10 protein-coding genes are annotated in these 14391 nt (G+C 63.9%); 8 read left to right on the top strand and 2 right to left on the bottom strand.

The features are described from left to right. Positions 1 to 17: 17 nt before the first annotated feature. Positions 18 to 800: a succinate dehydrogenase iron-sulfur subunit gene (locus tag J3474_RS12660; protein WP_007011108.1), complete on the bottom strand. Its 783-nt coding sequence runs from the start codon at positions 798 to 800 to the stop codon at positions 18 to 20. Between the two features lie 435 nt (positions 801 to 1235). On the opposite strand from J3474_RS12660, the gene J3474_RS12655 reads away from it, so the two are divergent. Further along, on the top strand, positions 1236 to 1952 hold the full coding sequence (locus J3474_RS12655) for an SDR family NAD(P)-dependent oxidoreductase (RefSeq protein WP_207094441.1): 717 nt from the start codon (positions 1236 to 1238) through the stop codon (positions 1950 to 1952). A gap of 90 nt (positions 1953 to 2042) precedes the next feature. On the opposite strand, the gene J3474_RS12650 is transcribed toward J3474_RS12655, so the two are convergent. Then, a complete protein-coding gene (locus J3474_RS12650; RefSeq protein WP_207094440.1) occupies positions 2043 to 4904 on the bottom strand; it encodes a ribonuclease E/G in 2862 nt (953 codons plus the stop codon). 597 nt (positions 4905 to 5501) lie between these two features. On the opposite strand from J3474_RS12650, the gene J3474_RS12645 reads away from it, so the two are divergent. From J3474_RS12645 to J3474_RS12615, 7 genes are all read left to right on the top strand, one after another. Continuing rightward, positions 5502 to 6371 carry an N-acetylmuramoyl-L-alanine amidase gene (locus J3474_RS12645; protein ID WP_207094439.1) on the top strand — a complete coding sequence of 290 codons (870 nt, stop codon included), beginning with the start codon at positions 5502 to 5504 and terminating at the stop codon, positions 6369 to 6371. Positions 6372 to 6422: 51 nt separating this feature from the next. Further along, positions 6423 to 8954: a penicillin-binding protein 1A gene (locus tag J3474_RS12640; RefSeq protein ID WP_207094438.1), complete on the top strand. Its 2532-nt coding sequence runs from the start codon at positions 6423 to 6425 to the stop codon at positions 8952 to 8954. A gap of 9 nt (positions 8955 to 8963) precedes the next feature. After that, positions 8964 to 9443, top strand: a complete 480-nt coding sequence (locus tag J3474_RS23030; RefSeq protein WP_242528389.1) for a hypothetical protein — start codon at positions 8964 to 8966, stop codon at positions 9441 to 9443. 236 nt (positions 9444 to 9679) lie between these two features. Continuing rightward, positions 9680 to 10642, top strand: coding sequence for a sterol desaturase family protein (locus J3474_RS12630; RefSeq protein ID WP_207094437.1), 963 nt, complete (start codon positions 9680 to 9682; stop codon positions 10640 to 10642). A gap of 139 nt (positions 10643 to 10781) precedes the next feature. Beyond that, positions 10782 to 11651, top strand: coding sequence for a xanthine dehydrogenase family protein subunit M (locus J3474_RS12625; protein WP_207094436.1), 870 nt, complete (start codon positions 10782 to 10784; stop codon positions 11649 to 11651). Continuing rightward, positions 11648 to 12136 carry a (2Fe-2S)-binding protein gene (locus tag J3474_RS12620; protein ID WP_207094435.1) on the top strand — a complete coding sequence of 163 codons (489 nt, stop codon included), beginning with the start codon at positions 11648 to 11650 and terminating at the stop codon, positions 12134 to 12136. The genes J3474_RS12625 and J3474_RS12620 overlap by 4 nt, the downstream gene beginning before the upstream one ends. Further along, entirely contained in the window at positions 12133 to 14385 is a 2253-nt protein-coding gene (locus J3474_RS12615) for a xanthine dehydrogenase family protein molybdopterin-binding subunit (protein WP_207094434.1), read from the top strand. Before J3474_RS12620 ends, J3474_RS12615 begins: the two co-directional genes overlap by 4 nt. The last annotated feature ends 6 nt before the right edge of the window (positions 14386 to 14391 follow it).

Raw genomic sequence — 14391 nt, 5'->3', positions numbered from 1 at the left:
GGCTCAGACCGCGAGGATCAGACCTGGCGCTCCGCCTGCATCTTTTTGATTTCGGCGATGGCGCGCGCCGGCGAGAGGCCCTTGGGGCACACGTTGGCGCAGTTCATGATCGTGTGGCAGCGGTAGAGGCGGAAGGGATCTTCCAGTTCGTCCAGACGCTCGCCGGTCATCTCGTCGCGGCTGTCGGCGAGCCAGCGATAGGCCTGGAGCAGGATTGCCGGGCCGAGAAACTTGTCGGAGTTCCACCAGTAGCTCGGGCACGACGTCGAGCAGCAGGCGCACAGGATGCACTCGTAGAGGCCGTCCAGCTTTTCACGCTGCTCGGGGCTCTGCAGGCGCTCCTTGCCCGAAGGCGTGGTCGAGACGGTCTGCAGCCAGGGCCGGATCGAGGCGTACTGTGCGTAGAAGTGGGTGAAGTCGGGAACGAGGTCCTTGATCACTTCCATGTGCGGCAACGGAGTGATGCGGATGTCGCCCTTGAGGTCCTCGATTGCCGTGGTGCAGGCAAGACCGTTCGAGCCGTTCATGTTCATCGCGCACGAACCGCAGATGCCTTCGCGGCAAGAGCGGCGGAAGGTCAGCGAAGGATCCTGTTCGCTCTTCATCTTGATGAGCGCGTCGAGGACCATCGGGCCGCAGTTGTCGAGATCGATTTCGAACGTGTCGTAACGCGGGTTTTCGCCCGAATCCGGATCGTAGCGATAGACGGTGAATTTCTTCACGCGCGTGGCGCCTTCCGCCTTGTGGACGTTGCCCTGCTTCTTGATCTTGCTGTTGGCCGGGAGGGTGAAGGTCGCCATGAAAGAATCCCCGTGATCTCGCATTGCGGCATGAACCGCTTCTGCAGACCCCTCTAGCGATTCAGCAGCCCGGGGCAAGGGGCCAGAATGACAGGTCCTGCTGTTTGGGTAGGTGGCCTGAAGGCGGTAATGGCCGGTACTTATTTTTCACTAAACTATTGAAATAAAATATTAAATGTTCATGATCTCGCGTGCATGGGCGGGTTTGGGGCATCCCGGAGCGTGAGGTCGCCCATCCTATTTGTCATCAGGATGATGGCTTATTTACGCGAATCGCGGCAGTTTCCCTGCTGATGAGGGCCTTTCGCCATGCTTTGAGGACGGGATGCCGAACCTTGGCCGGTCCGCTTCCATGCCGGGAACCGCAGCGAACCCGCGGCGTAGACGATGGCATGATCAGGCGGTTTGCGCAGGAATGAGCAAGGAGCGATTCAGATGACATGCGCCTGTATCTTCGGTGCCGGCGGCGGAATCGGTTCGGCGCTCGTCGAAGCGCTCGCCGCGCGTAGCGATGTCGAGCGGGTCTATGCCGCCAGTCGAAAGTCCCTGGCGCTTGGCGGCAAGAACGTCCCTCTTGCCTGTGATGTGACCGACGAAGGCGCAATTGCCGAGGCTGCACACCGGATGGAGCGGGAAGGGCCGCCTGACCTCGTGATCGTTGCCAGCGGGGCGCTCGACTTTGCCGACGGGGCAGGGCCCGAACGGTCTTATCGAAAACTGGACCAGGCAAGGATGGCGCAGCTCTTCGCGCTCAATACGATTGCCCCGGCCATGGTTGCGCGCCATGTGCTGCCGCTGCTCCCAAGGGACAAGCGCAGTGTCTTTGCGGCCATTTCAGCGAGAGTGGGTTCGATTGCGGACAATCGCCTGGGCGGATGGCACAGCTATCGGGCCTCGAAGGCGGCACTGAACATGCTGATCCGCAATTTCGCTATCGAACTGGGGCGCACCCACCGCCAAAGCGTGATCGTTTCGCTCCATCCCGGCACCGTGGATACGCCGCTTTCACGTCCCTATCAGCGTAATCTGCCCGATGGCCAGGTAACCGATGCCGCGCAGGCTGCGCAAAGTCTGCTGACCGTCATCGATGGACTCGGACCTGCCGATAGCGGCGGGTTTTTTGCGTGGGACGGTCAGTCGATCCCGTTCTGATGGCATAGCTGGGTCGGTCCACGGACCCGCAAAAAAGAAAAAGCCCCGCAGCACGCAATGGCGCTGCGGGGCTTTTTCTGTCGGTTGGGCTTATTCGCCGAACGTGCGCTGCCACCAGCCTCGACGCGGGCGCTCGGCGCTCTCGTCATTGGCTGCTTCGTCACCTGACGATGCGTCCGCAGTCACTTCCTCGCCAACAGGGGCGGCTTCGACGGGCGCCGCTTCAGGCGCAGCGGCCTCAACTGCGACCGGCTCTGCTTCCTCGGCGGGCTTGGGCTCGGCCTTCTTGCGGCGCGTGCGCTTGGGCTTTGCCGGCGCTTCCTCGGCGGCAGGGGCGTCCTCTGCGGGAGCCTCGGCCGCTTCGGCTTCGGCTTCGAGCTTGGGCTCGGCCTTCTTGCGGCGGGTGCGCTTGGGCTTGGCCGGCGCTTCCTCAGCAGCAGGGGCATCCTCAGCGGGAGCCTCGGCCGCTTCGGCTTCGGCTTCGAGCTTGGGCTCGGCCTTCTTGCGGCGGGTGCGCTTGGGCTTGGCCGGCGCTTCCTCGGCAACCGGAGTTTCCTCGGCCGGAGCTTCGGCAGCGACTGCTTCAGGCGCTTCCTCAACTGCGGCTTCGGCTGCTTCGGGCTTGGGCTCGGCCTTCTTGCGGCGCGTGCGCTTCTTCGGCTTGGGAGCCTCCTCAACCTCAGGCTCGGCCTCGGCTACCGGAGTGGCCTCGATCGGAGCTTCGGCTTCGGCAGGAGCTTCGGCAACGTCTGCGTCCTCGTGCGAACCCTGGCTGTCGTCGCCGGCTTCACCCTCGGTCTGCTCGCCTGCCTCGTCGCCGCGCCGTCCGCGCCTGCGGCGACCGCCACGGCGGCGGCGCTTGCGGGGCGCATCGCCTTCCTCATCGTCACCGCCGGCGAAGGTTTCTTCGCCCTCGTTGTCGTTTTCGGCGCTCTCGGAGGCTTCGGTTTCGGCGCTTTCGTCGCCTGACTGCTCGTCACGACGGTCGCGATTGCGACCGCGACGGCGACGGCGACGCTTGCGGCGGCCTTCGCCCTCGGAGCGGGCTTCGGCGTCCTCGCGCTCGATCTCGTCCTCGTCATCCTCAGGGATGTCGTCATCCTCGACCTCGACGGCAATCGGCTCGAAGCGGGGCACGAATTCGTTGCGCGGACCCGACGAGATGACGCGCATCTTGGCGCCTTCGTTCTCACCTTCCGGAATGACTTCGACTGCCACGCCGTAGCGAGCCTCGATGTCGGCCAGGTCGGTGCGCTTGGCATTGAGCAGGTAGACTGCCGCTTCGGTCGACGCGAAGAGCGAGACGACCACGCCCTTGCCCTTGGCCGCTTCGTCCTCGATCAGGCGCAGCGCCGAGAGACCTGCCGAGCTGGCGGTACGCACGAGGCCGGTACCGTCGCAATGCGGGCAGGAGCGGGTGGTCGCTTCCAGAACGCCGGTGCGCAGGCGCTGGCGGCTCATTTCCATCAGGCCGAAGCTGGAGATGCGACCGACCTGGATGCGTGCCCGGTCGTTCTTGAGCGCGTCTTTCATCGCCTTCTCGACCTTGCGGACGTTGGAGCCGTACTCCATGTCGATGAAGTCGATCACGACAAGTCCGGCCATGTCGCGCAGGCGCAGCTGACGGGCGATTTCCTGGGCCGCTTCGAGATTGGTGGCGACCGCCGTCTGCTCGATACCGTGCTCCTTGGTGGCGCGGCCCGAGTTGATGTCGATCGAAACGAGCGCTTCGGTCGGGTTGATGACGATGTAGCCGCCCGAGCGAAGCTGCACGACAGGGTCGTACATCGCGGTAAGCTGGTCTTCGGCGCCATAGCGCTGGAACAGCGGAACCGGGTCGGAATAGGGCTTCACCCGCCGCGCATGGCTGGGCATGAGCAGTTTCATGAAGTCCTTGGCGGCGCGGTAGCCTTCCTCGCCCTCGACCACGACTTCCTCGATCTCGCGATTGTAGATGTCGCGGATCGCGCGCTTCACGAGGTCGCTGTCCGAATGGATCAGCGAGGGAGCGGCCGAGCCGAGCGTCTTTTCGCGCAGTTCGTCCCAGAGACGGGCGAGATAGTCGAAGTCGCGCTTGATCTCGGTCTTGGTGCGCTGGAGGCCGGCGGTGCGCACGATGCAGCCCATCGAACGCGGCAGCTCAAGCTCTGCAATGATCGACTTGAGGCGCTTGCGGTCCGAGGCCGAGCTGATCTTGCGGCTGATGCCGCCGCCGTGGCTCGAGTTCGGCATGAGCACGCAGTAACGGCCAGCAAGGCTGAGGTACGTGGTCAGCGCCGCGCCCTTGTTGCCGCGCTCTTCCTTGACGACCTGCACCAGCAGGACCTGGCGCCGGTGGATGACGTCCTGGATCTTGTAGCGGCGGCGCAGGGCGATGCGCTTGGCGCGCAGTTCGTCGGCTTCCTTCGAACGGCCCTTGCCCTGGCGGCGGCGACCGCGACGGCGCGAACCGCCGTGCTCGTCTTCCGACGTTTCGCCTTCTTCCTCGCTGCCGTGGTCGAAGCCGTTCTCGACGTTGCCATCCTCGATGGTGGCGACTTCGTCCTTTTCGGATGTGTCGACTTCGGTCAGGCCGCCGTCGTCGAAGTCTTCGCCGTCGTTGCCGTTTTCATCGTCGTCCTCATCGTCGCCGTCACGGGCGCGCAGGGCGGCTTCTTCTTCGGCATGGGCCGCTTCTTCGGCCAGAAGCGCTTCGCGGTCTTCCTTCGGAATCTGGTAGTAGTCGGGATGAATTTCGCTGAAGGCGAGGAAGCCGTGACGGTTTCCTCCGAAGTCGACGAAGGCAGCCTGCAGCGAAGGTTCCACACGGGTCACCTTCGCGAGGTAGATGTTGCCTTTTATCTGCTTGCGTTCGGTCGATTCGAAATCGAACTCTTCAATGCGATTTCCCTTGAGTACGGCCACCCGCGTTTCTTCCGGGTGGCGCGCATCGATGAGCATGCGCGTTGCCATTATGTGATCTCCAAGCGCGCCTCGTCCCGGCCGGATCAGCCGAGGTGGCGCGATTCTGTTCGAAATAGCCCGATGCGTTGCCGAAGGCGTGGCCGATCTCGGCGTGGCTCTTCGGTTTCCGGGCGTGGGTAAGAATGAAGTCGGGGCAATCCAGCGCCCCGTTTGCGGCTATCGTTACATCCGCTTCGAAAGCGGTGAGCGTGTCTGCGAGAGGAAGGCCGCGTGGCGAAATCGTACACGCGTTGAATTGCGACCAGACCGCCCACGCCCTCGGGGGCGTCGGCTGGCAAGGCGGCAATTGGCTTCTCATGTCTCGCGTCAACCTGTTAGGATCCGGAACAATTTCCGGCTTTGACGGCCGGAGCTTCGTCGCTGTCGGTCCTGTCCGGCACCATTTCGTGGCGCTTGTCCGGATTGCAAGGACCGAAGCATTCTCGCCCCGGGTCGGTTTGGCCTAGCATTCATGGCCTTGCACGGCAAGTTACTTGCCTGACAGATATCTGACACTGGCATGGTTACGGATTTCTTTCCGAATTCCGTGGGAAGTGCGCAGGCAAAGGATTGTCGAGGCGCGGCCCGGCACTTAGTCACTCGGCCATGTCGCGGGTCGTTCGCCTGATTGTGTTCCTGTCCGTGCCGCTCTCGCTGGCGCTGGCGGCTTATGTGATCCACCGCGAACTGGAGCGCCCCTTCGGCGCCCGGCACCATGTAATCCGCTTCGACATGCCCGCCATCGATACCCCGGTCGACCTGCCCAGGGTCGAAGGACCGCCCGATGCCAGCCGTCCGCTGGTGGTGATCGATGCCGGACATGGCGGCTTCGATCCGGGCGCGGGGCAGGGGGCGCTCAAGGAAAAGAGTGTCGCCCTGCAGATCGCGCTGGCCGTGCGGGACCGTCTTCTGGAAGGCGGCGGCGTGCGCGTGGCGCTTACGCGAGACAACGACCGTTTTATCGCCCTTGCCGACCGGCCCGATATTGCCCGGCGCCTGGGTGCTGACCTGTTCGTTTCGATCCATGCCGACAGCGCCGAAAACGACACCGCGCGCGGGGCGAGCGTCTACGTCTTGTCTGAAAAGGGCTCCGGCGAGGCAGCCCGCCGCTTTGCCGCGACCGACAGTACCTCGATAAAGGTGAACGGCGTGCCGCTATCCGGGATCGATTCCGATGTCGGCAAGATCCTCCTCGACCTGTCGCAGCGCGATACCCAGGCCAGTTCGAGCGAAATTGCCGGACTCCTGCTGCGCGAATTGCAGGAGGCTCATGTCGGCCTGCATCGCGACCATGTCGAAACCGCTGCGCTGGCCGTGCTCAAGGCGCCCGACATTCCCTCGATCCTGCTCGAAACCGGATACATCAACAATGTGGACGATGCGCAGTTCCTCGGCTCGAAACAGGGGCAGCGCACGATCGCCGGCGCCACGTCACGGGCGATCCGTGCCTTTTTCGCCAGGAAAGCGGCGCTCTAGGCGCGTGATATCTGGCATATCGCCGAAGGCTCATGCTAGAGGGCTGGCGCAATGACCGACGAGACGAACGAGCAGGGCAGCCAGCAGCCGCCTGAAGACTTCACTTTCCGGATCCGCAGGGAAGCGTCGGGAGGGCTCTCCGTAGTCCGCCAGCTATGGCGCACCAGCAACTGGGTGCGCCGCTTCGCCTATTTGTGCGTCGTCGGCCTGATCGGTCTGATCGGTTTCTGGATTTTCCTGACGCGCGACCTGCCGGACGCGAACAAGCTGCTCGAGTACCAGCCGCCGCTGCCGACCATGGTGCGCGGCCTCGATGGCGAGATCGTCTACAGTTACGCGCGCGAACGGCGCGTACAGCTGCGCTTCGTCGATTTTCCGCGTCCGTTGGTGAACGCCTTCCTCTCGGCGGAGGACCGCACGTTCTGGACCCATGGCGGCGTCGATTTCGGCGGCTTTGCGGGCGCGGTGGTCGACTACATCGCCAAGTACGGCAGCGGTGAGCGCGCCAAGGGCGGCTCGACCATCACCCAGCAGGTCGCCAAGAACATTCTGATTGGCGACGAGTACTCGGTCACCCGCAAGCTGAAGGAAATGGTGCTGGCCCGCCGCATCGAAGGCGTGCTGACCAAGCAGCAGATCCTCGAGCTCTATCTCAACGAGATCCCGCTGGGCCGTCGTTCGTTCGGCGTGCAGGCCGCCTCGCGCGCTTATTTCGACAAGGACGTCGATGAACTGACGCTCAGCCAGTCGGCTTTCCTTGCGATCCTGCCGCGCGCGCCGGAAGTCTACGGCCGCAAGAAGCATGCCGAGCGCGCGCTTGAGCGGCGCAACTGGGTGCTGGACCAGATGGTCCGCAATGGCTGGGCAAGCAAGGAAGACGCAGAGAAGGCCAAGGCCGAGCCGCTTGGCCTGGTTACCCAGCGCGGAACCAATTACGACCCGGGCAATGGCTACTTCATCGAGGAAGTTCGCCGCCGCCTGATCGATCGCTATGGCGAGAAGGCCGAGGACGGCCCCAACAGCGTCTACGCCGGCGGCCTGTGGGTGCGCACCTCGCTCGACACCCAGCTGCAGGATTCGGTGCGCGCCGCGCTGCGCAAGGGTCTGCTGAGCTATCACGGCAACCGCGGCTGGACCGGCCCGATCGCCCACATCAAGGACATGGACAGCTGGCAGACCCAGCTCATCGTGTCGAACAAGACGATCGACTACAAGAACTGGAAAGTCGGCGTCATTCTCGGCTTGGACGACGGCAATGGCCAGATCGGTTTTTCCGATGGCAACACCTTCGCCCTGACCAATATTCCTGACAAGGCCAAGGTCGGCGATTTCGTCGCGGCTGAACCCGTATCTTCAGGTGCTTACGCCGTACGTACCATCCCCGAGGTTTCAGGCGGCATGGTCATGGAGCAGCCCTGGTCCGGGCGCGTTCTTGCCATGCAGGGCGGCTTCGATTCCGGGCTTGGTTCGTTCAACCGCGCCACCCAGGCCGAGCGCCAGCCGGGCTCGACGATCAAGCCCTTCGTCTATGCGACCGCGCTGCAATACGGGATGACCCCGGCAACCCAGGTGCTCGACGGTACGTTCTGCGTCTTCCAGGGCGCGGGGCTGGGCGACAAGTGCTTCCGCAACTTCGGCAACGAGGGCGGTTCGGGCAGCCACACGATGCGTTGGGGCCTTGAGCAGTCGCGCAACCTCATGACCGTGCGCATCGCGAACGATACCGGCATGCCGCGCGTCATCCGCACATTCCACAATGTCGGGATCGGCGACTACAAGCCGTATCTTTCCTTCGCGCTTGGCGCGGGCGAGACGACGGTGGCGCGCATGGCCAATGCCTATTCGGCGCTAGCCAACAATGGCGTGCAGTTCCCTTCGACTGTCATCGACTACGTGCAGGACCGCAATGGCAAGGTGATCTGGAACGCGGACAAGCGCCGCTGCGATACGTGCAACATGGCCGAATGGGACGGCAAGCCGATGCCGCGCATCAAGCGCAAGGGCAAGCAGGTGCTCGACGCGGACACCGCATACCAGGTGATCCACATGCTCGAGGGCGTCGTCATCCGTGGCACCGCCGTGCGCCTGCGCGACCTCAACCTGCCGCTCTTCGGCAAGACCGGCACCACCAACGGCCCGACCGACGTGTGGTTCATGGGCGGCAATCAGGACTACGTGGGCGGCGTCTATGTCGGTTACGACAATCCCCGTTCGCTGGGCGGTTACGCCCAGGGTGGCCGGATTGCAGCGCCGATCTTCAAGGACGTTGTGCTCGACACGCGCTCGCGCTGGAGCGACCAGCCCTTTGTCGCGCCCGCTGGCATCCGCATGGTTCGCATCGATCGTGTGACCGGCAAGAAGGTCATGGGCGTAGAGCCGACCAACGAGCCCAAGGCTTCGGTGATCTGGGAAGCCTTCAAGCCCGACACCGAACCGCGGCAGTACACCGCCGAGGACGAATTCACCCGCCGCCGCGATGCGCTGGTATCGGAAATCCGCGAGGCCCGTCAGGCCCGTGCTGATGCTGCCGCGGCCACCAGCGAGGCTCGCGACTTCGCCGAAGAGCAGGGCGGGGTGTATTAGGCTGCGGTAATGGCCGCGCGCCCGTTCGGCGCGCTGCCGCCCGGGCGTGGATCAGCCCGGTTTCGCAACGAGTTTGCTGCGCAGGGCCTTGAGCTGTTCGTTGAGCTGTTGAAGCTGTTCGGGCGGGGTGCCTGTGGCTTCCCTCACTTCCAAAGGCACGCAGCGCGCCTCTTGGAGGATCGTCATGCTCTGATCGGTCAGCGACACGCGCATGACGCGCTCGTCGCGCACGACGGCAAGGCTGAAACCGACGACGGCAGCTTCTCGGTGAAATTGGGAACGCCCAGGGAATTGGGCGGTGACGGCGACGGCAAAAATCCTGAACAGCTCTTCGCATCGGGTTTGGCCGCGTGCTTTCTAAGCGCGATGAAACTTGTCTGCCTCGCAGAACAAGGACCTCCCGGACATTCCTGCCGACGCCAGCGTCAATGCCACGGTCGGCAACGGACCGCGCAGCGACAAGGGTTCTGGCCTGATCGTCGCGCTTGAAGCAAGCATGCCGGGCGGGGAATCTCGCTTGGCCTCATTTATCGATGACCGACAGGGCGCGCTGGAGGGCCCCTGTCACCCTTCGGGGTAATCCATAAGTCTTGCAGGCTCCACCAATCGCGCGAATGGAGCCCTGCTGTCGACTTCATTAGATTTGGCCAAGTCGCGGGCACGGCTGTGGCGGTCTGGCGCGCGATGTCAAAGCAAGAATCGCAGATCCCGAGGGTGCCGGTATCATGATCGAACAGGCTTTGCTTATCGTTGACCAGACGCCCTTTCTGCTGATCTCCTATGTAACTGTACTTGTCTTCGGCACGGCCATTTGCGCATCGGCCGTCTTGCACGGGCAGGATCGCTTCTCGCTCCGCGGACTTCTGCGAACCTGCTTCCCTCCCGAGTTCTATCTGTCGCGCAGCACGGCCCACGACTGCGTGCTCTGGACGATTTCCAAACTGCTGGCCGTGTCGCAGCGGTACATTCCGCTCGTCGTTTCGGCCATCATCATCACGCAGTTCCTCGATTACATGGCGGGACCGGAAAGGAGCGCGCACATGCGCATTCATGCCGGAGTCGCGCTCACCGGGCTCCTTCTGGTATTTCTGTTCGTGTGGAAGGAACTGGTCGATTACGTGCTGCACTATCTGCACCACAAGGTGCCCTTCCTCTGGGAGCTGCACAAGGTTCATCACTCGGCATCGTCGCTGATCCCGATCACTTCGCAGCGCGGGAGCCCGGTGGAAGTCCTCTTCACGGAGAACATGCGCGCGATCCTCATCGCGATCCCGCTGGCCGTCATCTGCTTTCTGACCGATGAGGACGTCGTCCTGATCTTTGCCTACTCGGGATTGTTCAACAAGGTCATCACCATGGTGACGCTTGATCCCTTGCGCCATTCGCACTTGCCGATCGGCCTCGGCCCGTTCGACCGGATCTTCATCAGCCCGCACATGCATCAGGTCCATCACAGCAAGCTGGCCCACCACTGGGACCGCAACTTCGCCACGAACCTGGCCTTGCTCGACTGGATATTCGGCACCGCTTACCGGCCGGGCAAGGGAGAGGTGCTGGTCTACGGGATCGGCGCCGATGCCGATGACAGGCAGTTCACCTCGCTGAAGGGGATACTGTTCGATCCTGTCGTGAGCATGGTGCGGTCGATCCTCGCCGGGTTGCGCACGGGCCGACTGGTTTCACACTGAGCGTGCATCTCCTCCTCGCTTTATGACGAGAGAGCACGTCCCCAAGTCCTGACGAGGCCAATATTCTTGCCCCTCGGTTGACTAATGCCTTTGCGGTCACGACTTTGTGCGCGAATTGATCCACCGGCAGGGGAGTTCGATGCCGTCACCAGCCTTTCACGCGCCCGATACCGTGGAGGGCGTCGTCGCACTCCTGTCCGGCGATCCTACTGCACGGCCGCTTGGCGGCGGAACGGATCTCATCGTCCAGATGCGCTCGGGCCGGATCGCTCCAAGCGCGGTTGTCGACATCAAGCGGATTGCGAGCCTCTCCGGCGTACGGCGCGAGGGCGAGGTATTCGTGATCGGTGCGGCAACGCCATGCACTGCGCTCAAGGATAATGCCGACCTGTGCGCCGCCTGGCCGGGCGTCGTCGAGGCAGCGAACCTGATCGGCTCGGTCCAGGTCCGCAACCGCGCGACGATGGCGGGCAATCTGTGCAATGCCTCTCCTGCTGCAGACAGCGTCCCGGCCCTTGTCGCAGCCGAAGCGATCTGCGTGGTCGCCGGACCTGCGGGCATGCGCGAAGTCGCCGTGCAGGACATTCCCGTGTCTCCGGGCAGGACTTCGCTGGCTTCCGGCGAATTCGTGGTCGAGTTTCGCCTCCCCGTTCGCGGCGCGCTTGAGGGCGACGCCTATCTGCGCTCGATCCCGCGCACGGAGATGGACATTGCCGTCGTCGGGGTCGGCGCAAACCTTCGAATCGATGACGAGGGCACCTGTACTGCAGCGCGCATTGCGCTGGGCGCGGTCGCGCCGACCGTAGTGCTGGTCGAGGCTGCCGGTGCGGCGCTGGTCGGCACGAAGCTCGACGAGGAGGCGCTGTCGGCGATGGTCGAGGCCGTAAAGGCGGCCTGTGCCCCGATCGACGACAAGCGCGGGACCGTGGCCTATCGCAAGGCGATGGCCGGTGTTCTCGCCAAACGCACCGTGCGGATTGCCGCCCAGCGCGCAGGAGCGAAGGCATGAACAGAACTCACGTCAATACCACGATCAACGGCGATGCCACGCAATTTCTCTGTGATCCGGGCGCCTCGCTGCTCGACGTCCTTCGCGATACGCTTCACCTGACCGGCTCCAAGGAAGGGTGCGGTTCGGGTGACTGCGGGGCCTGCACGGTCCAGCTCGACGGCGAAATGGTCTGCTCCTGCCTTGTCCTCGCAGCCGAGGTCGAAGGGCGCACCGTCGCCACGATCGAGGGCGTGGCCGAAGGTTCGGTGCTGCATCCCGTGCAGCAGAAATTCCTCGAGCATGCCGCACTCCAGTGCGGTTTCTGCACGCCCGGATTCATCGTGGCGGCCAAGTCGCTGCTCGATCGCAATCCGAATCCGACCGAAACCGAAGTGCGCTACTGGCTGGCGGGCAACCTGTGCCGCTGCACCGGCTACGACAAGATCGTGCGCGCGGTGATGGATGCTGCGGCCGAACTGCGCCAGGAAAGGACGCCCGCATGAACGCGCCCGATAAGATCGAGACTTTCCGCCATATCGGCACTCGCCCGGTTCGCCCGGACGGGGTCGACAAGGTCACCGGAAAGGCGCTTTACGGGACCGACTTCAAGGCGCCGGGCATGCTCTGGGGCGCGATCCTGCGCAGCCCGCATCCCCATGCGCGCATCGTGTCGATCGATACGCGCGCCGCCGAAAAGTTGAGCGGCGTCAAGGCCGTGGCAACGGGCAAGGACCTGCCGACGCTGGAATCGCTTGTCATGCACGTGGGCGAGGGGGCGTCCGACATCGTCGATATCTCGCACAACTGCCTCGCCTTCGACAAAGTCCTCTACGAAGGCCATGCCGTCGCGGCGGTGGCGGCGATCACACCGGAAATCGCGCGTGAGGCAGCGGCGCTGATCGCGGTTGACTACGAGGTCCTGCCGCATGTCCTCGGGCTGGATGAGGCGCTGGCCGACGATGCCCCGCTGATCCGGGAACCGGCCAGCGGACGATCGGAGCCATCGAACATTGCGATGGACGTGACCATGGGCCGGGGCGACGTCGAAGCCGCGCTGTCAGGCGCTGCAGCCGTCGTCGAGGGGCGCTACACGATGGAGCCGGTCCATCAGGGCTACATCGAACCGCACGCCTGCGTCGCTTCGTGGAACGGGGACGGGCAAGCCCAGATCTGGTGTTCGAGCCAGGGCCACTTCATGGTCCGTTCGCTTACGGCATCGGTGCTGGCGATCCCGCAGTCGGACATTCGCGTTACGCCGCTTGAGATCGGCGGCGGTTTCGGTGGCAAGACCACGGTATACCTTGAACCGGTGGCGATGATCCTATCACGCAAGTCGGGTCGGCCGGTGCGCCTTGGCATGAGCCGCGAAGACGTCTTTCGCGCCACCGGTCCCGCGCCGGGCGCCATCATCGACGTGCGCCTCGGTGCAGATGCGGACGGCACGCTTGTCGCCGCCGAGGTGACGTTCAAGTATCATTCCGGAGCCTTCGCTGCGAACGATGCCGGGGCCGGCGTTTCCAGCGCCATCGGACATTACCGTATCGCCAATACCCGTGTCTCGGGGATCGAGGTGTTGTGCAACCGCCCGGCGGCAAAGGCCTATCGCGCGCCGGGTGCGCCACAGGTCAACTTCGCGGTCGAAAGCGCGATTGACGAACTGGCGATCAAGCTCGGCATGGATCCGCTCGAACTGCGCATGAAGAACGCGGCCATGCCCGGCGACCTGCAGACATCGGGACTGCCCTGGGGCGAGATCGGCTGGGTTCAATGCCTTGAAGCGGCAAAGGCACATCCGCATTTGTCCGCACCGCTCGGCCCCAACCAGGGGCGCGGTATCGCCGGCGGTTATTGGGGCAATTACGGCGGTCCCTCCACTGTCAATCTCAGCGTTGCCGAGGATGGGACCTTTACTGTCGCGACCGGCAGCCCGGATATCGGCGGCAGCCGCGCCTCAATGGCTATCATGGCCGCCGAAGTGCTTGAGGTGCCATACGAGCAGGTTCGCTGCGTCGTGGCCGATACCGCGTCGATCGGCCTGTCATTCGTCACCGGTGGCAGCCGAACGACGTTCGCGACCGGCATGGCCACGGTCGAAGCCGCCAGGGAAGTGAAGCGCCTCCTGTGCGAACGCGCCGCGCGCACATGGCAGGTCCCCGCCGAAGATGTCGAATGGCGTGAGGGCAATGCCGTGTGCACCTCGGGTGAAAAGCTCGGTTCGAAAATGAGCGCGGGGGAAATCGCGGGCAGTTCGATACATTCGGGTGGCCCGATCACGGCGACCTCGGCGCTGAGCGCGCAAGGCTGGTTGCCGGGGTTCGGCTTCCACATCTGCGACGTCGAAGTCGATCAGGAGACGGGCCACGTCTCCATCGTTCGCTACACCGCCGTGCAGGATGTCGGCCGCGCGATCCATGCCGATTATGTCGAAGGCCAGATCCAGGGCGGCGTTGCCCAGGGCATCGGTTGGGCACTGAACGAGACTTACATCTACAACGGGGAAGGCAAGCTCGAGAATCCGGGATTCCTCGACTATCGCATGCCGGTCGCGTCGGACATGCCGATGATCGATACGGTTATGGTCGAAGTGCCCAATCCCGTGCACCCCTACGGTGTTAAGGGTGTGGGCGAAGTGCCGATCGTTCCGCCCCTGGCCGCCGTCGCCAATGCGGTGCACGCCGCCACCGGCAAGCGGATGCGTTCGCTGCCGATGTCGCCGGACAAGGTCCATGCCGCACTTCATGCCGAGAGTTGAGCGCGA

It is taken from the genome of Novosphingobium sp. PY1 (genome assembly GCF_017312445.1).
Classification (GTDB): domain Bacteria; phylum Pseudomonadota; class Alphaproteobacteria; order Sphingomonadales; family Sphingomonadaceae; genus Novosphingobium.
The sequence above is the reverse complement of the archived record's forward strand: the minus strand, read 5'-3'. Positions and strand labels throughout refer to the sequence as shown.

Bases quoted from the DNA above. Each gene is read 5' to 3' on its own strand.
- J3474_RS12615 (WP_207094434.1), top strand. From the start codon at position 12,133: ATGAACGCGCCCGATAAGATCGAGACTTTCCGCCATATCGGCACTCGC.
- J3474_RS12650 (WP_207094440.1), bottom strand. From the start codon at position 4,904: ATGGCAACGCGCATGCTCATCGATGCGCGCCACCCGGAAGAAACGCGG.
- J3474_RS12645 (WP_207094439.1), top strand. From the start codon at position 5,502: ATGTCGCGGGTCGTTCGCCTGATTGTGTTCCTGTCCGTGCCGCTCTCG.
- J3474_RS12655 (WP_207094441.1), top strand. From the start codon at position 1,236: ATGACATGCGCCTGTATCTTCGGTGCCGGCGGCGGAATCGGTTCGGCG.
- J3474_RS12620 (WP_207094435.1), top strand. From the start codon at position 11,648: ATGAACAGAACTCACGTCAATACCACGATCAACGGCGATGCCACGCAA.
- J3474_RS23030 (WP_242528389.1), top strand. From the start codon at position 8,964: ATGGCCGCGCGCCCGTTCGGCGCGCTGCCGCCCGGGCGTGGATCAGCC.
- J3474_RS12625 (WP_207094436.1), top strand. From the start codon at position 10,782: ATGCCGTCACCAGCCTTTCACGCGCCCGATACCGTGGAGGGCGTCGTC.
- J3474_RS12660 (WP_007011108.1), bottom strand. From the start codon at position 800: ATGGCGACCTTCACCCTCCCGGCCAACAGCAAGATCAAGAAGCAGGGC.
- J3474_RS12640 (WP_207094438.1), top strand. From the start codon at position 6,423: ATGACCGACGAGACGAACGAGCAGGGCAGCCAGCAGCCGCCTGAAGAC.
- J3474_RS12630 (WP_207094437.1), top strand. From the start codon at position 9,680: ATGATCGAACAGGCTTTGCTTATCGTTGACCAGACGCCCTTTCTGCTG.